The organism is Arthrobacter sp. 2MCAF14 (assembly GCF_052115645.1).
Lineage (GTDB): Bacteria > Actinomycetota > Actinomycetes > Actinomycetales > Micrococcaceae > Arthrobacter.
In genome coordinates, this window is the sequence record NZ_JBFRHB010000001.1 from 1 (window position 1) to 17,342 (window position 17,342).

Sequence of the window (17,342 nt, forward strand, 5' to 3'; positions counted from 1 at the left end):
GGCTTGGTTCCAGAACCAAGCCCACGGGCCACACCCATGTTTCCGGCGTTCTTGCGACTAGCCCTCGATTGCCACAATTTCCGACTTGACCACCTTTGCCACTTTGACGCTGCGGCGCATCCGGCTTTCAAGCCATTTGGCGAATGCAGCCAGGATCAGGCACATTCCGACGTACAGGACACCGGCGATGATCGCGGAAGGAATGATGGGCGAACCGTACTGGGCCTGGCTTCCGAAATACTTGGCCTGGAAGAGGATCTCGTTGTAGGTCACGATGAAGCCCAACGCCGTGTCCTTGAGGATGACCACGAGCTGGGAGATGATCACCGGGAGCATCGAGCGGACCGCCTGCGGAAGCAGGATGTTCGTCATGACCGCACTCTTCGGCAAACCGATGGCATAACCGGCCTCGCTCTGGCCACGGGGAAGCGATTCGATGCCGGCACGGAAGACTTCCGCGAGCACGGATCCGTTGTAGAGCACCAGGCCCGCAACGACTGCCGTGAAGGGCGTGATCCCCTGGACGCCGAGCGGAGGAAGCCCGTAGTAGAAGATCATCATGAGGATCAGCAAAGGAATGGCACGGAAGAGTTCCGTGAATCCATAGCAGGGCAAGCTGATCCACTTACGGTCGGAGAGCCTGCCGAAGGCCAGGAAGACACCCAGCACGAGGCTGAACACGGCTGCCGTCGCAAAAGCTGAAAGCGTTGCACCCACCGATTGGACGATGGTCTGCTGGACCAGCGGGAACGTGAACAAGTGCCACTTCTTCTCATCGAACTGCCCGCTTTGGGCGAAGCGAAGGACGATGAATCCGACGATGGCGATAATGACCAGAGCGGTCACGACGCCGAGAATCCGGTAGCGCGCGCGGGCCTTCGGGCCCGGAGCGTCAAAAAGGACCGAGCTCATCGGGCCACCTTCCATTTCTTTTCAAGCTTCCGCTGGACAAAGGAAAGAATGAAAACGAGCAGAACGAAGATCAGTGCGATCCAGAGCAGCCCGGCCATGGCCGGCTCGCCGCGCTCGGAAAGATTCGATCTGATCGCTCCCGCTTCGGCGACCGAGAAGCCTGCAGCCACTGTGGTGTTCTTGAGCAATGCAATGAACACGCTGAACATGGGCGGGATGACAGCGCGGAATGCCTGGGGGAGGATCACCAGCGTCAGGGTTTGCGTGAACGGCAGCCCGATGGCCCGCGCGGCCTCGGCCTGACCGACAGGCACCGTGTTGATGCCGGAGCGCACGGCTTCCGCCACGTAAGTAGCGGTGTACAGGCTGAGGCCGACGGTTGCGGCGGTCATGAAATCAATTTCCACGAGGCCGAGCTTCGGGTAGCCCAAAGCAAAAAAGAACAGGACCAACGTCAACGGGGTGTTGCGGACAACGTTGATATACAACGTCGCGGCGGCGCGCATCGCAGGGATCGGGGAGACACGCAGTGTCGCCACGATGGTGCCCAGGATCAGCGCAAAGATGCCGGCAACAACGAAAAGTATGAGGGTGTTCCGGAACCCTGTGATGAACAGGTCCGAATTATTCAGCAGCGTATTCACAGAATGGTCGCTTTCAGCCGATATTCGAGGGGGCGGCCAATGGCCGCCCCCTCAACATGGGTTTAGTAGTTGTCCACTGCGGGCTGGGTGACCTTGGTGCCGGACTGTCCCAGCGTGGAGTCGTAGATCTTCTGCCACACGGAGCCGCCGTCGGTGAACATCTTGTTCACGAACTTGCGGAAGGCGGTGTCGCCCTTCTTCAAGCCCACACCGTACTTCTCAGTGGTAAACGGCTGGCCGACCACCTTGAGGTTGTCGGTGTCCTGGGACGCGTAGCCGATCAGGATTGCCTGGTCGGTAGTCACTGCATCGACCTGGCCGCTCTTGAGGGCCTCGACACACTGTGAGTACGTGTCGAACTCAGTGGTCTTGGTGCCGGGGAAGTTTGCCTTGATGTTCTGGATGGGGGTTGAACCCGTGGCTGAACAGACGTTCTTCCCGCTCAGGTCCTTCTCGCTGTTGATGGTCTTGTTGTCCTTCTTGACCAGCAGGCCTTGACCCGTCACGAAGTAGGGGCCGGCGAAATCAATCAGCTGCTTGCGCTTGTCGGTAATGGAGTAGGTCCCGACGTAATAGTCGATGTCGCCGTTGGTAATGGCAGACTCGCGGTTGGCCGAAGGAATGGGCTTGTACTCGATTTTGTCCTTGGAGTAACCGAGGGAAGCCGCGATCCACTGGGCAACCTGGATGTCGAAACCGCTGTACTCGCCGGTCGCGGCGTCCTTGAAGCCCAGGCCAGGCTGGTCCTGCTTGACGCCGATCCTGATCTTTCCATTCGATTTGATCGTGTCGAACGTGGGGCTGCCCGTAATGGACACGTTCTGGGCCACCGTGAACGGCGCCGACTCGGTGCTTGGCGCGGTGGTGGAACCCCCGCCTCCACCGCATGCGCTCAGCGAAAGGGCGAGCGCCGCGCTTGCAGCGACCAGGAGGGATTTCCTCCGGGTGATAAAAGTCTTCATAATATTCCTTTCATTGTGCGGCCACCCCCGCGGCCTGGGTGCGGTGAGTGTCAGTGAGTCAGGAGTTTGGAGAGGAAATCCTTGGCGCGGTTGCTCTGGGGGTTGGTGAAGAATTCCTCCGGCTTGGCGTCTTCCACGATCTGGCCGTCGGCCATGAAGACAACGCGGTCGGCAGCTTTGCGCGCAAAGCCCATCTCGTGGGTGACCACGATCATGGTCATGCCTTCCTTGGCCAGCTGAACCATGACATCCAGGACCTCGTTGATCATTTCCGGATCAAGTGCCGAGGTCGGCTCATCGAACAGCATGACCTTCGGCTTCATCGCGAGCGCCCGGGCAATTGCCACACGCTGTTGTTGGCCACCGGACAGCTGTGCAGGCATCTTGGGTGCCTGTTGCCCGACGCCGACACGCTCCAACAACGCCATGGCGTCCTTGTCCGCGGTTGCTTTGTCCTGTTTCTTCACCTTGATCGGTCCCAGCGTGACGTTTTCGAGAATCGTCTTGTGGGCGAACAAGTTGAAGGATTGGAAGACCATACCGACGTCGGCCCGGAGGAGTGCAAGTTCCTTGCCTTCCTCGGGCAGTTTCTTGCCATCGATCGAAATCTCGCCCGTATCGATGGTCTCCAAGCGGTTGATGGCGCGGCACAGTGTGGACTTGCCCGAGCCCGACGGCCCAATGACAACCACGACTTCACCCTTTTTCACTTGGAGGTTGATGTCCTTCAGGACATGCAGTTGACCAAAGTGCTTATTGACGCCATTCAGGGAGACGAGGGCATCGCTGGCGGCTTGAATAGTCATGTGACGAATCTAGCGAAGAAATGATTCAAGTTGAGCCAGCTCACACTAACTTCCGCGGATCGTGATTCAACAGATACCTGCCTTGCAGCTATCTGACAGCAAATGGTGGCCAGGGAACTCAACACCGCAAACAACAGAGCCACGCTGGAACGGCTGCAGCCGCCATCCGCGCTAGCCTAGGTCAATGAGTACCAGCCAGCCCCAAGTTCCAAGTCCAGACGCCAATGGCAAGGCGGTGAGCAACGGATCGGCAGCATCAGTTCCGGCCGTAGCCGCGGAGCCGCCAGCCAAGCACAAAGGACCCTTGGAGCTTCGGCGCAAACAGGCCGCCATGCCGATGTCGGACCAGCGACTCCTGGACACCAGGGGAGCCGACCACTTCATTCACACCGATCCTTGGCGGGTCCTGCGGATCCAGAGTGAATTCGTTGAAGGATTCGGTGCTCTCGCCGAGCTCGGCCCCGCCGTCAGTGTCTTTGGCTCCGCCCGCACCAAGCCGGGCACCGGCTACTACGATATGGGCGTGCAAGTCGGCCGCCACCTCGCGGAAGCCGGCGTCGCCGTCATCACCGGCGGTGGGCCGGGATCCATGGAAGCCGCCAACCGGGGGGCCGTTGAAGGCAACGGCGTTTCCGTGGGACTGGGAATCGAGCTGCCCTTCGAACAAGGCCTCAACCGCTGGGTGGACCTTGGCATCAACTTCAGGTACTTCTTCGCCCGCAAGACCATGTTCGTCAAGTACGCGCAAGGGTTCATCGTCCTGCCGGGCGGCCTGGGAACCCTTGACGAACTGTTTGAAGCCATGGTCCTGGTGCAGACCCGCAAGGTGACATCGTTCCCCATCGTTCTTCTGGGGGTCGACTTCTGGAGCCCGATGATCGAATGGATCAAGGGGACCCTCGTGGCCGAAGGAATGGTCTCCGCAAAGGACCTGGACCTTATCCAGCTTGTGGACGACCCTGCGGACGCCGTTCACCGCGTCCTGCACGGAATCCCGCGGCCACCCTCGACCAACGGAGACCAGCGCCCGGAGTAGCATTGCCGGAACTGAGCTCTCAGCTGAGTCTGGCACGATGGTTGTTGTGAGCTTTTTTCTGGTCTTTCTCGCCATTGTCATTATCGGTGCCGTGTTGTTCCTCGGCGCCGGAATGGCGAAATCCAGCCGCGACCCCGGCTCCGGGTTGGATGAACCCGTTCCGAACCTGCCGCCCGTTCTGTTACCGGCCGGAGCCAAGGCGTCCGACGTCGACCGCGTGCGCTTTGCCCTTGGGCTGCGGGGCTACCGGATGGACCAAGTGGATGAGGTCCTCGATGAGCTGAGGGATCAGCTCACCTGGCAGCAGAGGGAAATCGAACGGCTGAAACTGGCCCTTGAAGCAGCCGGGACCCAGGAAGAACCAAAAGAGTGACCCCGTCAGTCGAATTGCGGTCCTCGACGGGATTCCTGGCCCGACTGAGCCGCGCCGGAGCCCACGCCGCGAGCTGGCCGTGGTGGATCCAGGTCGCCCTCATTTACATCGCCTCGAGGCTCGTCAGCGCTTGTATTTTCATGGCTGCCGCATTGCAGCAAGGCGTCAATCCGTGGTTTCCGCCAGCACCCGACTACTGGAACTTCATCACGATCTGGGATGGGCGCTGGTACTCCGAAGCCGCAAACAACGGTTATCCGTCTGTTTTGCCGGCCAATGCGGACGGCGGCGTCGCGGAAAATTCCTGGGCGTTCTATCCACTGTTTCCGTACGTTGCCCGCGCCGTCGGTGCACTCACCGGATTGGCGACGCTGCCGGCCCTGACGGTCGTCGCCATGTTTGCCGGGCTTGGGGCGGCCCTGGTGGTCTACAAACTGTTCCGGGAATTCGCCGGGCGAACAACTGCGCTGTGGGCACTGACCTTCTTCTCGATGTTCCCCGTCTCGGCCATCCTGCAGGTCCCCTATGCGGAATCCCTCAATACCCTTCTCTTGGCCGGTTCGCTTCTACTTGTGGTGCGACGCAAGTATCTTGGCGCGATGCCCGTGGTCTTGCTCATGTGCCTATCACGGCCCACCGGAGTGCCCTTCGCGGCCATGGCGGGCCTGTTGCTGCTCCACCACCTGTGGAAGAGGTTCGGACGCCGCTCCGGCGCCGGGTCCATTCCGGACTCCGTGCCAACAGCCGCCGTACCGACGCTCCGGGAACTCATATCGTTGGCCGCGCTCGTGGTCGTCAGCGTGGCAGGGGCTTTCGCCTGGCCGGCCATTGCCTGGGCGGTCACGGGGGATCCGCTGGCCTACACCAAGACCGAAACTGTTTGGCGCGGCGCTGACCTCGTTCCGTTCAAGCCGTGGTTCGAGACCGGTCAAATGCTCTTCGGACCGGTACTCGGTATTCTGGCGCCGTTTGTCTTCGTGGCGCTCTTTGCCCTGCTGATGATGAGCAAACCGGTCCGGGCACTGGGCACCGAAATGAGGCTGTGGTGCGCGTGCTACATGGGCTACCTCCTGGTCTTCCTGCACCCCCAGACGAGCACGTTCCGGATGCTCTTGCCCTTGTTCCCCTTGGCGCTCAGTGCAGCCTGGTTGTCCCGCTCGAAGGCCTACCGCGGCACCGTGGTGGTCATGTTCTTCCTCCTCCAGATCGTATGGATCGTCTGGCTGTGGGCGTGGGCCCAGTTGCCGGGCGGCGGCGACTACCCTCCGTGACGCTGCGCGTCGTTTCGGCTGTTCAAGCGCGATCACGGCCCGCCGGGAAAAGTCCATCAATTAGCTACGGGCGGGTAATTACGAGATAATGGACACAAGCAAGGACAAAGGCACTCTCGGGTGCCCGGCGACGACGACTGAACTGCCATGACTGTCGACGCCGTATATTCCACGCGGAGCCAACCCGGCCGGGTTGGCGGGATTTGGGACAACTGGAGGGGATTTTCCTAATGGCGGCTATGAAACCACGTACTGGCGACGGCCCTATGGAAGTAACCAAAGAGGGCCGCAGCCTGATCATGCGTGTGCCGCTCGAAGGCGGAGGACGGCTGGTGGTCGAGCTCAACGCAGCAGAGGCGGCGAACCTCAAGGAATGCCTCGTTGGCGTTACCGAATAGATTCACTGGGCAGGGCCCGGCAGAAGAGCCGGCGCCCTGCTTTCATGTTTAAGGCTGAAAGCGAAGGCTGGCCGGTTACTTCTTGACCGCTACCAGCAAGCCGTCGCCGGTAGGAAGCATCGCCGAAGAGAGTCGCTCGTCGTCGCGGATGGCTTTGCCGATCTGGCGCAACACCACGGTGGTGCTGTCCCTGGCAGCCGGGTTGGAAACCCTGTCCTTGTCCAGGGCGTCATTGATGACCAGTGTTCCGCCCGACTTGAGCAGCCTGATGGCCTGCTCGACGTAACGGGGAAAGTTGGGCTTGTCTGCGTCGATGAACACGAGGTCGTAAGCGGAGTCGGTGAGCCGCGGCAAGACGTCGGCTGCACGGCCGGAGATGGTCCGGGTCCGGTTCGCGGGGCTGCCGGATTCCAGGAAGGCCTCACGGGCGGCCTTGAGGTGCTCGACGTCGACGTCGATAGTGGTCAGGACAGCCTGCGGGCTGAGGCCGCGCAGCAGGCACACGCCGGAAACACCTGCCCCGGATCCGACTTCTACAACCGTCTGGGCCTTCGATGCCGCGGCGAGGACTGTCAGGACAGCGCCAACGCCGGGGCTCACGGGAGTAACGCCCAGCTCGAAAGAGCGTTCACGGGCGCGAAGCAACACGTCGTCCTCGGCAGGCAGATCTTCTGCGTAGGACCAGCTGGTTGACTTGTCGGCACTCATGGGGGTTCGCTTTCCAGGCAGAGGGGTATTGCTTACAGACTACTGGCTACGGGGCGTCCGGCCCGGACGCCCGCGGCCCGCAATTCTGTGTCTTTCCGGGTGTCATGCGGGCGTCCTTCGGACAATGTTCGCTCTGCGGGAAAAGCCTGCCTGTGATCAGCAAAATCTCAGGCAAGACTGGGATGATGTATATCCAGCCATCCAAGCGAGGGCCGGCAACGAACTCCTGAGTGACCGGCAGGATGACAAACAGTTTGAGGGGAGCGGACGATGCGGGCATCAAGTGCTGCGCCAGTCCAGACAACGGCAGCAGTCCTGGGTTCCACCGACACGGCCCCTCCGGCCGAAGAGTGGGTCAGGCCAAGCTGGGAAGAAGTGGTGGAGAACCACTCCGCCAAGGTCTTCCGCCTTGCCTACCGGCTCACGGGAAACAAGTTCGACGCCGAAGACCTCACCCAGGAAGTCTTCGTCAGGGTCTTCCGTTCGCTCGAAAACTTCAAGCCAGGCACACTCGACGGCTGGCTGCACCGCATCACCACCAACCTCTTCCTTGACCAGGCGCGTCGGAAGAGCCGCATACGCTTCGATGCGTTGGCCGAAGACGCCGAATCCCGGTTGCCGGGGCATGAACCGGGGCCGGAGCAAAGCTTCGAGCTGAACAACCTCGATCTCGACGTCCAGCGCGCCCTGGAAGAACTCCCCCCGGACTTCCGCGCCGCCGTCGTGCTTTGCGATCTGGAAGGCCTTTCGTACGACGAAGTCGCCGAAGCACTTGACGTGAAGCTGGGGACCGTCAGGTCCCGCATCCACCGCGGACGGACAATGCTTCGTGAAAAGCTGGCGCACAGGGATCCGCGTCCCGTCCAAGCCCGCAAGCCGCGGCTCAAGATGCCGCGCATCGCCGGTCTCCTTTAGTCGCCGATGGGTCTGCTGAAAGGACGACGCGGTGGTTTGACCCGGGGAAGTATTCGGCACAGCCGCGCCCCGGGCCACCTGCAGGAATGCTCTGAATGCCACGCCGCGGTCCTGCGGGAGCGCCAGTACCTGGAACGGCTTCGCCGTGCCGCGGTTCCGGAGGCGAGCCAGGATTTCACCAACAGGCTGATCGAACACACCCAGCGGTTGGCGCAATCCGATTTTCCTGAGCGCCCTGTTCCCCCGCGAAGCGTGTGGCACGGTATCCGGATTGCCAGCGCCGCGGCCGGCGGACTCGCCGTAAGCGCCGGAATCCTGGCGGTTGCAGCCTACGCGGTCGGCGGTGAAGTTGCGCCGCAGGCCTCCAACCGCGGAGAGCAGGAAGTCCGGACGCTGGTCAGTTCAACCGTGCCCGGAAACGTCGGCGAGCAGCTCCCCGTGACTGGTGCGCAGTTGAGTCTGCCCGCGAGCGTGGCCGGGACGGTGAGCCTGAGCGAGCAGCAGTTGTCCGAACTGCGGCGAGACGGCTGGGCATGTCCCGAAATGGCGAGCATGGGATACCACGTGGTTTCCGCCCGGGCCTTGATGCAGGACGGGCATCCCGCCGTTGAGCTGCACCTCAGCGACGGTGACCACCACGCCACCCTGGTGGAGCAGCACTTGGAGGGCACCGGCACTTCGGGAACCCAACTGTCCATCACCCAAGGGGCCCCGTGGCAGGCCGTATATTCCTCGCCGGTGGCCGTGCTGCGATATTCCTCCGACATGCCTGCCAATCAGGCTGCGGGAGCCGTTCCTGAGCTCGTGAAGGCGGGCGATTCGCTTGTGGTCGCCCGGCCCGCCGAAAACAGCGCGGAGACCTGGAACGAACGGCTGCAACGGGGACTCCATGCCCTGGCGGGCCTCGCAGGTTTCTGAGCGGACCAACGGACAAGGTAATCTTCGATACGTGTTTGGAATCAATGGCTCGGAGTTTCTCATCCTGCTGATCATCGGCGTCATCGTGATCGGCCCCAGCCGTTTGCCTGAATACACGCGGAAGCTGACGAACCTGGTCAAGGAGCTGCGGCGCATGGCGTCCGGTGCCCGCGAGCAGATCAAGGAAGAAGTCGGCATCGACATAGATGAAGTCGACTGGAAGAAGTATGACCCGCGCCAGTACGATCCGCGCCGGATCATCAAGGAAGCACTGCTCGACGACGACACGAAGCCTGTCAGCGACGGTGCGCCTGTCGCCGTGGCAGCCGTGGACACCCCGGCGAAGGTTCCCGAGCGCATTGTTGAACGGCTTTCCATTGGTGAAAAGGCGCCCTTCGACGCCGAGGCCACCTAAAAAAGCTATTTCGGCTGGATCCCGAGGGACATTCCGGCGAGGCCGCGCGGCTTGGCGTTCAGCTTTCCCGCGATGCCCTGAAGTGCCTGTGCGGCGGCCGTCTCCGGAGCCGTCAACACTACGGGACGGCCCGCGTCTCCGCCTTCGCGCAGACGGATGTCCAAGGGGATCTGTCCCAACAGCGGAACGTCGGTCCCGACGGCGGCGCTCAACCGCTGAGCCAGCACCCGCCCGCCGCCGCTTCCGAACAATTCCATCCTGCCGCCGTCGGGCATTTCCAGGAAGGACATGTTCTCGACGACTCCGGCAAGCTTCTGGCCGGTCTGCGTTGCGATGGTTCCGGCTCTCTCGGCAACATCCGCCGCTGCGGCCTGCGGTGTGGTCACCACGAGGATTTCCGCGTTGGGAAGCAACTGCGCCACCGAGATGGCGATGTCGCCCGTGCCTGGCGGAAGGTCCAGGAACAGGGCATCCAGATCGCCGAAATAGACATCCGTGAGGAATTGCTCCAGGGCACGGTGCAGCATGGGTCCCCGCCAGGCCACCGCCTTGTTCCCGTAAACAAACATGCCGATGGAGATCACCTTCACGCCGAAGGCCACGGGCGGGAGGATCATGTCGTCCACCCGGGTGGGCTGTTGCGTGATTCCCATGAGCGCCGGGACGGAGAAGCCGTGGACGTCGGCGTCGACGATTCCTACGCGCAGCCCCTGCGCTGCAAGGGCGCACGCGAGGTTGACCGTCACAGAGGACTTGCCTACACCGCCCTTGCCGCTGGCCACGGCGAAGACCTTCGTCAGGGAGCCTGGTTCGTTGAAGGGGATTCCGCGTTGTCCCCCTGCGCCTCTCAACTGTTCCTTGAGTGCGTCGCGCTGCGCTTGTGTCATGACCTTGAGCTCGACTTCGACGCGCGTCACGCCCGGAACCCTCGTCAGGGCAGCCCTGGCGTCGGCCGTGATCGTCTCACGCAGGGGGCAGCCGGCGATGGTCAGCAGCACCACAACCCGGACGGTTCCGTCCGGACTGGCCTCTACCGAATCCAGCATCCCCAACTCAGTGATGGGCCGGCGGAGTTCGGGATCGATGACGGTTGCCAAGGCGGCGTTGAGGGCCTCGACAGATGGTGTGCTCATGGGGTGGATGTTCAGCTTTCGGGCTGGGCGGGAGGACTTGAGTGACGCGCCGGCGAAGTGCCGACTGCCGAGAGGTCGGGGGCGGATTGCTCCGCGTTGGAATGCGCCGGATGGACCTTGGGAATCTGTTGCGTGGGGGGATTGCGCTGTTTATTGCGCTTGTCCTTGATTTTATCCTTGGCTTTCTCGCCGTTGTTTGAGCCGCCGGAATTGTTCGGACCCAACTCCTCCTGCGCTTCGAGCAGATCTGACAGCAGCGAGCGGAGTTCTGCACGTACGTAGTCCCTGGTAGCGACCTCGCGCAAGGCGATGCGAAGAGCCGCGACCTCACGGGTCAGGTATTCGGTGTCAGCCAGATTGCGCTCGTCTCGGGCGCGGTCCTGCTCGATTGTCACGCGGTCCCTGTCGTCCTGGCGGTTCTGGGCCAACAGGATCAGGGGTGCGGCGTAGGAGGCCTGCGTGGAGAAGAAAAGATTCAGGAGGATGAACGGGTACGGATCCCACTGGAAGCCGAACAGGCCGACAACATTGAACGCGATCCAGACGATCACGAAGATCGTCATGTAGAACAGGAAATTCGCCGTACCCATGTAACGGGCGAAGCGCTCGGCAAATCGGCCGAAGGCATCGGGATCGCTGCCGAAGTTCGGCAGCATGCGGGAACGTAGCTCGAGCGGGGTGTCCAGTCCTCCGCTGGTGGGCTTCTCAGCCAATTCGGCCTCCTAGTTTCCTGATCGGGGCTCCGTCTTCGTGGGTTCGCCAGTCGTCCGGGAGCAAATGGTCCAAGAGGTCGTCAACAGTCACCGCCCCTACGAGGCGACCGGCGCTATTCACGACCGGGAGGGAGTTGAGGTTGTAGGAGGCCATGGTGTGGCTGACCTCGCTGACGCTGGCGTGATCGGAAACCGGCTCCAGGTTCTTGTCCACGATGCTGCCCAGCTGTTCGGGCGGGGCGCTGCGGAGCAATTGTTGGATATGCACGACGCCGAGGAACCGGCCCGTGGGGGTCTCCAGTGGCGGGCGGCAGATAAAGATGGCAGAGGCCAGGGCGGGGGAGAGTTCCTCGCTGCGCACGTGGGCGAGAGCCTCAGCGACGGTGGCTTCGGGGGGAAGGATGACGGGAACCGGGGTCATGAGGCCGCCGGCAGTGTCTTCGTCATACTGCAGGAGCCTGCGGACGTCGTCGGCCTCGTCGGGCTCCATGAGGAGCAGTAGTTCTTCGGCCTTTGCGGAAGGAAGGTCCGCCAACAGGTCTGCGGCGTCGTCCGGGTCCATCTCTTCCAGCACGTCCGCTGCGCGTTCGTTGTCCAGGGCGGACAGGAGCGTCACCTGGTCCTCTTCCGGCAATTCCTGGAGAACGTCGGCGAGGCGTTCGTCCTGGAGTTCGCTGGCCACTTCGATCCGTCGCTTGTCCGACATCTCCTGGAGTGCGTCGGCAAAGTCGGCCGGTTTGAGGTCCTCGTGGGTGGCAACGAAGTGACTTGCGCCTTGGGGATCGTTCTCGGAGCCCTGCAGCGTGTCCGCCCAGTCCACCAGGAGGGTATGACCGCGGCGCAACCCTCGGAGCCTGGAGGTGGACGTGCCGCGTCGAATGAAAAGTTTGGAGACCAGCCAGTCACCGTTGCGCTGCTGGTCCATGGCGATGTCTTCGATGATGGCGTCGCCGCTGCCGTCTTTGAGGGTCACCTTGCGGTCAAAGAGCTCTCCGACCACCAGCTGCTCGGCACCGCGTTGTTGGAAGCGGCGCAGATTGACCAGTCCGGTGCAGATGATCTGGCTCTGGTCCATGGACGTCAGCCTGGTCATGGGAACGAAGACGCGCTTCTTGCCCGGAACTTCGACGACGATACCCACGGCATGCGGGGCACCGCGCAAGCCGCGCGAGAGCACCACGACATCGCGCAGCCGGCCCAGGCGATCGCCCAGGGGGTCGAAAACGTCGAGGCCGAGCAAGCGCGCAACAAAGATGCGTGATGGATTTGTGCTCACCCTTACAGGCTACCGAGTCTGCTCTCTTTTAGCTGAATTTCAGCCGGTTCACATGTGTATGGGACAGAATGGGGGTATGGCGAACATTTTCGGTGCCCCTAAGGCCACGGAGGAATCCCGCAGCGTCCCCAAGGGCGACACTGTGGGCTCTTACACTTCCTATCTCGATGCCCAGAAGGCGGTGGATTATCTTGCCGACCAGCAGTTCCCCGTCCAGCATGTCTCCATTGTCGGAAACGACCTCAAAATGGTGGAGCGGGTAACGGGACGGCTCAGTTACCCGCGGGTCGCTTTGTCCGGCGCCCTGAGCGGTATGTGGTTCGGGCTGTTCGTGGGCGTTATGCTTTCGTTCTTTACCCCGGCCGGTGGCCCCTTCTCGATAGTGACGTCGGTCCTCATGGGGGCGGCATTCTTCATGCTCTTTGGGATCGTCACCTACGCCGCGCAGCGCGGGAAGCGGGACTTCACCTCCACCAGCCAGGTAGTGGCGACGAACTATGACGTCATTGTGGCGTTGGAAGCATCGCAGGAAGCCCGCCGTCTCCTTCACCAGTTGCCGATGAATCCGTCCGAGGCAGCCTTCGGCCGGCCGCCGCAGGCATACACGCCGCAGGACTACCGGAACCCGCCGGTCCATCCGGGTGCACCACAGGGCCCGGCTCCGGAACGTCCAGCGTCCTGGCAGGACCCCTATGGCCAGCATGGACCCGAAGCCGGACAGGGCACGGCCGCCGAGCCCGCCCAGCCTGTTGCGGATGCCCCGGCCCCAGCCCCGGCCCCGACCGCCGGCGTCCGCTACCCGGATCTTCCCGACGGCCGTCCGCAGTACGGTGTGCGGGTGAACGAACCCGGAAGCGGCGAGCAGGCCGCCAGCGGTGAGGATCCGGCCAAGCAGTAGTTATTGCTGGGCCACGATCCGCAGGGCCTCCCACGCTGCCGGATTCGCCACTACTCAGCCCTCAGGGCAGCTACCGGCTCTATTCGAGCCGCCCTGCGGCTCCGTCCTATCGCCGCAAGGCATAACGCCGTCAGGGTGACAATTGCGATTCCACTGAATGCCAGGACGGAAACAGTCGGGCTCAGCGTCACTCCGAGTGCCCCGGCGACAATCTGGGTCAGGACCCACCCAGCCAACTGACCAACGAGAAGACCCCCTGCCAAGGCTGCAATTCCGAGCAAAATCGCATCAACGGCAACTAGCCTCGTTATGTCGCCCCGGGTGGCACCAATCGCGCGCAGCATCCCGAACTCTTTCTCCCGACGAGCGACCCCGACTGAGAACAGGCCGGCGGCGCCGACCGCGCCGAGACCGAGTGCAAGCACCACGATGCCGAAGGCAGCTCCGGCGTATGAACCGAGCTCTGATTCTGCGCGCTCCTTCATTTTGGCGGCCGTGATCACCGAGACCCCAGGGATGTCGGCAACTGAATCAGCGATCTGGTCCCGGAGCGCTGTGACGTCGACACCTGGCTTCGCTTCTACATTCCAGCCGTTGGATCCAGTGATTCCGAGCTCGGCAGCCGTGTCACGACTCATCACCACTTGGTTCCCTGTTGCCAAGGACGCAAACGTCCCGACAAGGCGAACCGAGAGGGTCTTGCCTGCCCGATCTAATCTGACGGTGTCGCCCAAGGAAATACCGCGGCTCACGGCGAGAGCTTCAGGAATGATGACTGCGCCTCCCTTTTCCAGGGCAAGTGGCGCAGTCCCGACACTTCCCCGGCGCCATGGAAGCTGAGCTGTGGCGAAATAGCTGTTTGGATCGACAGCAAGGATTGCAATCTGGCTCGAGGTCCCCTGGAACTGCAATGCTCCGCGGTCCCAAACAGTGTCTGAAACCCTGTTGATCATTTCAATGGACCTCAGGCGTTCTTCTAATTTTTCAGTGATAGGCGTCGTGGAGGATATTTGAATGTCGGCTCCGAATTGGCGAGCAATCTGCTCCATCATCGCGCTCCTTACCGAGCCGACTCCGATCACAAGGGCGGCACCCAGGCAGACGACAACGCCCATGATGGCCGCCGTGGAGTCGAGCGATGCGTGTTTGCGCAGACGCCGGGCCGCAGCCTTGCCTGTCCACCCTTTGAAGATCTGTAGCCTGGCGGTGGCTTCGAGAATTAACGGAGCAAGGAATCCCACGGCGGCCAGCGATAGGACGAAGCCAGCGAGCTTCACGACGACGGAGTCAAGCCAGTAGCTACCGACTCCGAATACGAGGAGCATGATGCCGACGGCGGCACGGAGTCTGCGCCCAGACCTGCGCTCTGCGACTTCAGGCGAGATGGCCATAAGAGGGGCCTGGCGTAGCACTTTCACTATGGCCCGAGCCGCCCCGGCGCAGCCCGCAGCGACCCCGCTCAGGATGGCAAGCAGTACCTGCCAAAGTTCGGCCGCCACGGTTGCTGGAGGTAAGTTGCCGATCGATGATAGGCCTTGGTTGAGGATCCAGCTGACGCCAAACCCAAGCCCCAACCCGACCACCGAGCACGCGAACGCAAGCATCAGTGCCTCACACAAGACGGCGCCTGCCAGCCAGGAACCGCGGGCGCCGACAGCTCTCATGACTCCGTAAGTCAGCCGGCGGGCATTCACGACGGATTGGAAGGCCGTCGCTGATAGGAGGATCGAGATGCCCAGAACGGTGCAGGAGGCGATCATCAAGATGAGTGAAACAACGGTGATGAGGGGACCGAGGGTCGAATTGAGGGCAGAAGTGTCCTGCACTTTGAACTGAGAAGGCAGGCTGGACGAATATTCGCTCTGCCAGCGTTCCGCGGAGTGTCCTGCCGCCAACTGGATATCAACTCTTGATACTTGGCCCTGCTGGTTGAATATCATCTGGGCGTAGGACAAATCGACAAAAATGTTGTCGTATGCCAACGGACCAAGAATCTTGCCATTGATATCTCACTTGGTTCGTTGGTGGCGATACACGAGCCCCGCCACCAACGAACCGAGCGTGGCAACAGCACCAAACGGGGGATCGACTATCGGTGCTGCGCCTAGGAGGAGGGTACAAGCGCCGAAGGGCGTCTCCGTGTGGATTTCGTCAATCTCAGTGGTCAAAACGGCAAATCTCAGTGTAAAAAAGCCGAAATTAAGTGGACGGAAGCCGGCGTCTACGTGTTTGAACTCCTGCAGGACCTGGCATAGGAGCTCGTCATCGTCGCAGCCCGCCACCACTACCAGGACAGCGCAAAGCAAAAGAGGAGGGCTACCGGATCAAAAGATCCGGTAGCCCTCCTCTTGCGTTTTGCCTCAGTGGTTACGCTTCGGCGTCCTGGTAGATGCCCGCCATCCAGGACTCGACGTCGTCGGCCTTGCGGGGGAGAGCGGCGCTGAGGTTGACGGGACCGTCTGCCGTCATCAGGATGTCGTCCTCGATCCGAACGCCGATTCCACGATATTCCTCCGGAATGGCAAGATCCTCGTTCTTGAAGTAGAGCCCGGGTTCGATGGTGAAGACCATGCCCTCGGTGAGGACACCGTCCAGGTAGAGATCGCGCTTGGCCTGGGCACAGTCATGGACGTCCAGGCCAAGGTGGTGGCTGGTACCGTGCGGCATCCAGCGGCGGTGCTGCTGGCCTTCGGCGCTGATGGCTTCCTCCACGGACACCGGCAGCAGTCCCCACTCCGCAAGGCGCTCTGCGAGGACCTTGGTGGCGGCGGTGTGGATGTCGCGGAACTTCACCCCCGGCTGGGCAGCGGCGAATCCGGCGTCAGCGGCGTCAAGGACGGCTTCATAGACCTTGCGCTGGACATCCGAGAACTTTCCGTTAGCGGGAATGGTACGCGTTACGTCGGCTGTGTAGAGGGAATCTGCCTCCACACCGGCGTCGAGCAGCACGAGTTCCCCGGCGTTGACCTTGCCGGTGTTCCGGGTCCAGTGCAGAACCGTGGCGTTGTTTCCTGCGGCCGCGATGGTGTCGTAGCCGAGCTCGTTGCCTTCCTCGCGGGCACGTGCGAAGAAGGCGCCTTCGATGACGCGTTCGCCGCGGTGGTGGGTCATGGCGCGGGGGAGGGCGCGGACCACCTCTGCGAAACCCTCCACGGTGGCCGCTACAGCGGTCTTCATCTGCTCGATTTCCCAGTCGTCCTTGAGCAAGCGCAACTCGGAGAGCGCCTCGCTGAGCAGTTCGTCCAAGGCATCGAGCTCGCCGAGGTCCAGGTTCTCCGGATCCTTCGCTGTGTTGTAGCGGGCGGTGTCCACGAGGGCATCGATGTTCTCGTCGACTTTGCGGACCAGGCGGATGGAGATGCCGCCGATTTCCGGGGCACCCACGTTCTTGGTGATGGCCATCTCGAGTTCGTCGAGATGCGCCGTCCTGAGTCCGAGGCGCGCTTCGAATTCGGCGAGCGTCGGACGCTCGCCGATCCAGAACTCACCGGAACGCGAGTCGGCGTAGAACTGTTCAGTGTCCCGGCCGGCGAGCGGACGGAAGTAGAGCGTCGCGAGGTGGTTGCCGCCGTCGTCGCCGGTTCCCTCCTCCACAGGTTCCAGGACCAGCACGGCATCGGGCTCGTGGTCCAGGCCCAAGCCCGTGAGGTGGGCAAAGCCGGAGTGGGGGCGGAAGCGGTAGTCGCAATCGTTCGAGCGGACCTTGAGCGGGCCCGCCGGTACGACGAGGCGCAGGCCTGCGAACTTGTCGGAGATGGCCCGACGACGCGTGGCGGCATGGTCGGCGACGGCGTCACGCGCAGGGATCACCTGCGGCGCTGGTGCCCAATTGCTGGCCATGAATGCCTTGAAGGCATCGGATGTGGGCCGCTGGGAGCGGTTGTTGACGCGCTCCTCCAGGGGCTGGGAGGCTGTGGTTTCACCGTTTTGGGTGTTTTCTGCATCGTTCACCGTCCCATAGTCC

The 17,342-nt window shown here is 62.2% G+C and carries 19 protein-coding genes; 8 read left to right on the top strand and 11 right to left on the bottom strand.

Features of this window, described 5'->3' with window-relative positions:
* Positions 1 to 57: 57 nt before the first annotated feature.
* The 4 genes from AB4074_RS00005 to AB4074_RS00020 all read right to left on the bottom strand — a co-directional run bounded on the left by AB4074_RS00005 (position 58) and on the right by AB4074_RS00020 (position 3,324).
* Positions 58 to 912, bottom strand: coding sequence for an amino acid ABC transporter permease (locus AB4074_RS00005; RefSeq protein WP_441411577.1), 855 nt, complete (start codon positions 910 to 912; stop codon positions 58 to 60).
* Positions 909 to 1,556 carry an amino acid ABC transporter permease gene (locus AB4074_RS00010; RefSeq protein ID WP_437770916.1) on the bottom strand — a complete coding sequence of 216 codons (648 nt, stop codon included), beginning with the start codon at positions 1,554 to 1,556 and terminating at the stop codon, positions 909 to 911. The genes AB4074_RS00005 and AB4074_RS00010 overlap by 4 nt, the downstream gene beginning before the upstream one ends.
* A 62-nt stretch (positions 1,557 to 1,618) precedes the next feature.
* Positions 1,619 to 2,518, bottom strand: a complete 900-nt coding sequence (locus tag AB4074_RS00015) for a glutamate ABC transporter substrate-binding protein (RefSeq protein ID WP_437770915.1) — start codon at positions 2,516 to 2,518, stop codon at positions 1,619 to 1,621.
* A 50-nt stretch (positions 2,519 to 2,568) separates the two neighbouring features.
* Positions 2,569 to 3,324: an amino acid ABC transporter ATP-binding protein gene (locus AB4074_RS00020; RefSeq protein WP_059387486.1), complete on the bottom strand. Its 756-nt coding sequence runs from the start codon at positions 3,322 to 3,324 to the stop codon at positions 2,569 to 2,571.
* 184 nt (positions 3,325 to 3,508) lie between these two features.
* On the opposite strand from AB4074_RS00020, the gene AB4074_RS00025 reads away from it, so the two are divergent.
* From AB4074_RS00025 to AB4074_RS00040, 4 genes are all read left to right on the top strand, one after another.
* Positions 3,509 to 4,360 (top strand): TIGR00730 family Rossman fold protein, encoded by an 852-nt coding sequence (locus AB4074_RS00025; RefSeq protein ID WP_441411578.1) that lies wholly within the window; start codon positions 3,509 to 3,511, stop codon positions 4,358 to 4,360.
* Between the two features lie 37 nt (positions 4,361 to 4,397).
* On the top strand, positions 4,398 to 4,733 hold the full coding sequence (locus AB4074_RS00030) for a DivIVA domain-containing protein (RefSeq protein WP_441411579.1): 336 nt from the start codon (positions 4,398 to 4,400) through the stop codon (positions 4,731 to 4,733).
* A 14-nt stretch (positions 4,734 to 4,747) separates the two neighbouring features.
* Positions 4,748 to 6,004 carry a hypothetical protein gene (locus AB4074_RS00035; RefSeq protein WP_441411831.1) on the top strand — a complete coding sequence of 419 codons (1,257 nt, stop codon included), beginning with the start codon at positions 4,748 to 4,750 and terminating at the stop codon, positions 6,002 to 6,004.
* Positions 6,005 to 6,234: 230 nt separating this feature from the next.
* A complete protein-coding gene (locus AB4074_RS00040; RefSeq protein ID WP_009357720.1) occupies positions 6,235 to 6,402 on the top strand; it encodes a DUF3117 domain-containing protein in 168 nt (55 codons plus the stop codon).
* A gap of 75 nt (positions 6,403 to 6,477) precedes the next feature.
* Here AB4074_RS00040 and AB4074_RS00045 read toward each other — a convergent pair whose 3' ends face one another.
* On the bottom strand, positions 6,478 to 7,110 hold the full coding sequence (locus AB4074_RS00045) for an O-methyltransferase (RefSeq protein WP_441411580.1): 633 nt from the start codon (positions 7,108 to 7,110) through the stop codon (positions 6,478 to 6,480).
* Between the two features lie 270 nt (positions 7,111 to 7,380).
* Here AB4074_RS00045 and sigE point away from each other — a divergent pair, with 270 nt between their 5' ends.
* Genes sigE through AB4074_RS00060 form a run of 3 tightly spaced genes read left to right on the top strand, consistent with a single transcriptional unit; the run spans position 7,381 to position 9,358 of the window.
* Positions 7,381 to 8,025, top strand: coding sequence for an RNA polymerase sigma factor SigE (sigE, locus tag AB4074_RS00050; RefSeq protein WP_234748318.1), 645 nt, complete (start codon positions 7,381 to 7,383; stop codon positions 8,023 to 8,025).
* Positions 8,026 to 8,061: 36 nt separating this feature from the next.
* The gene (locus AB4074_RS00055) at positions 8,062 to 8,943 is read left to right on the top strand and encodes a hypothetical protein (RefSeq protein ID WP_441411581.1); all 882 of its coding nucleotides are present in this window, start codon (positions 8,062 to 8,064) and stop codon (positions 8,941 to 8,943) included.
* A 31-nt stretch (positions 8,944 to 8,974) separates the two neighbouring features.
* Positions 8,975 to 9,358: a twin-arginine translocase TatA/TatE family subunit gene (locus AB4074_RS00060; RefSeq protein ID WP_441411582.1), complete on the top strand. Its 384-nt coding sequence runs from the start codon at positions 8,975 to 8,977 to the stop codon at positions 9,356 to 9,358.
* Positions 9,359 to 9,363: 5 nt separating this feature from the next.
* On the opposite strand, the gene AB4074_RS00065 is transcribed toward AB4074_RS00060, so the two are convergent.
* From AB4074_RS00065 to AB4074_RS00075, 3 genes are read right to left on the bottom strand one after another with little or no spacing between them, the layout of a single operon-like run.
* A complete protein-coding gene (locus tag AB4074_RS00065; protein ID WP_441411583.1) occupies positions 9,364 to 10,491 on the bottom strand; it encodes an Mrp/NBP35 family ATP-binding protein in 1,128 nt (375 codons plus the stop codon).
* 11 nt (positions 10,492 to 10,502) lie between these two features.
* A complete protein-coding gene (locus tag AB4074_RS00070; RefSeq protein WP_441411832.1) occupies positions 10,503 to 11,147 on the bottom strand; it encodes a DUF1003 domain-containing protein in 645 nt (214 codons plus the stop codon).
* Positions 11,148 to 11,196: 49 nt separating this feature from the next.
* A complete protein-coding gene (locus tag AB4074_RS00075) occupies positions 11,197 to 12,480 on the bottom strand; it encodes a magnesium transporter MgtE N-terminal domain-containing protein (protein WP_236812034.1) in 1,284 nt (427 codons plus the stop codon).
* Positions 12,481 to 12,556: 76 nt separating this feature from the next.
* On the opposite strand from AB4074_RS00075, the gene AB4074_RS00080 reads away from it, so the two are divergent.
* Positions 12,557 to 13,378 carry a general stress protein gene (locus AB4074_RS00080; RefSeq protein ID WP_441411584.1) on the top strand — a complete coding sequence of 274 codons (822 nt, stop codon included), beginning with the start codon at positions 12,557 to 12,559 and terminating at the stop codon, positions 13,376 to 13,378.
* A gap of 50 nt (positions 13,379 to 13,428) precedes the next feature.
* On the opposite strand, the gene AB4074_RS00085 is transcribed toward AB4074_RS00080, so the two are convergent.
* The 3 genes from AB4074_RS00085 to AB4074_RS00095 all read right to left on the bottom strand — a co-directional run bounded on the left by AB4074_RS00085 (position 13,429) and on the right by AB4074_RS00095 (position 17,329).
* Entirely contained in the window at positions 13,429 to 15,360 is a 1,932-nt protein-coding gene (locus AB4074_RS00085) for an FtsX-like permease family protein (protein ID WP_441411585.1), read from the bottom strand.
* A 27-nt stretch (positions 15,361 to 15,387) separates the two neighbouring features.
* Positions 15,388 to 15,546 carry a hypothetical protein gene (locus AB4074_RS00090; protein WP_441411586.1) on the bottom strand — a complete coding sequence of 53 codons (159 nt, stop codon included), beginning with the start codon at positions 15,544 to 15,546 and terminating at the stop codon, positions 15,388 to 15,390.
* A 199-nt stretch (positions 15,547 to 15,745) separates the two neighbouring features.
* Positions 15,746 to 17,329: an aminopeptidase P family protein gene (locus AB4074_RS00095; RefSeq protein WP_441411587.1), complete on the bottom strand. Its 1,584-nt coding sequence runs from the start codon at positions 17,327 to 17,329 to the stop codon at positions 15,746 to 15,748.
* Positions 17,330 to 17,342: the final 13 nt, after the last annotated feature.

Bases quoted from the DNA above. Each gene is read 5' to 3' on its own strand.
- AB4074_RS00005 (WP_441411577.1), bottom strand. From the start codon at position 912: ATGAGCTCGGTCCTTTTTGACGCTCCGGGCCCGAAGGCCCGCGCGCGC.
- AB4074_RS00015 (WP_437770915.1), bottom strand. From the start codon at position 2,518: ATGAAGACTTTTATCACCCGGAGGAAATCCCTCCTGGTCGCTGCAAGC.
- AB4074_RS00080 (WP_441411584.1), top strand. From the start codon at position 12,557: ATGGCGAACATTTTCGGTGCCCCTAAGGCCACGGAGGAATCCCGCAGC.
- AB4074_RS00070 (WP_441411832.1), bottom strand. From the start codon at position 11,147: ATGCTGCCGAACTTCGGCAGCGATCCCGATGCCTTCGGCCGATTTGCC.
- AB4074_RS00040 (WP_009357720.1), top strand. From the start codon at position 6,235: ATGGCGGCTATGAAACCACGTACTGGCGACGGCCCTATGGAAGTAACC.
- AB4074_RS00065 (WP_441411583.1), bottom strand. From the start codon at position 10,491: ATGAGCACACCATCTGTCGAGGCCCTCAACGCCGCCTTGGCAACCGTC.
- AB4074_RS00020 (WP_059387486.1), bottom strand. From the start codon at position 3,324: ATGACTATTCAAGCCGCCAGCGATGCCCTCGTCTCCCTGAATGGCGTC.
- AB4074_RS00030 (WP_441411579.1), top strand. From the start codon at position 4,398: ATGGTTGTTGTGAGCTTTTTTCTGGTCTTTCTCGCCATTGTCATTATC.
- sigE (WP_234748318.1), top strand. From the start codon at position 7,381: ATGCGGGCATCAAGTGCTGCGCCAGTCCAGACAACGGCAGCAGTCCTG.
- AB4074_RS00045 (WP_441411580.1), bottom strand. From the start codon at position 7,110: ATGAGTGCCGACAAGTCAACCAGCTGGTCCTACGCAGAAGATCTGCCT.
- AB4074_RS00025 (WP_441411578.1), top strand. From the start codon at position 3,509: ATGAGTACCAGCCAGCCCCAAGTTCCAAGTCCAGACGCCAATGGCAAG.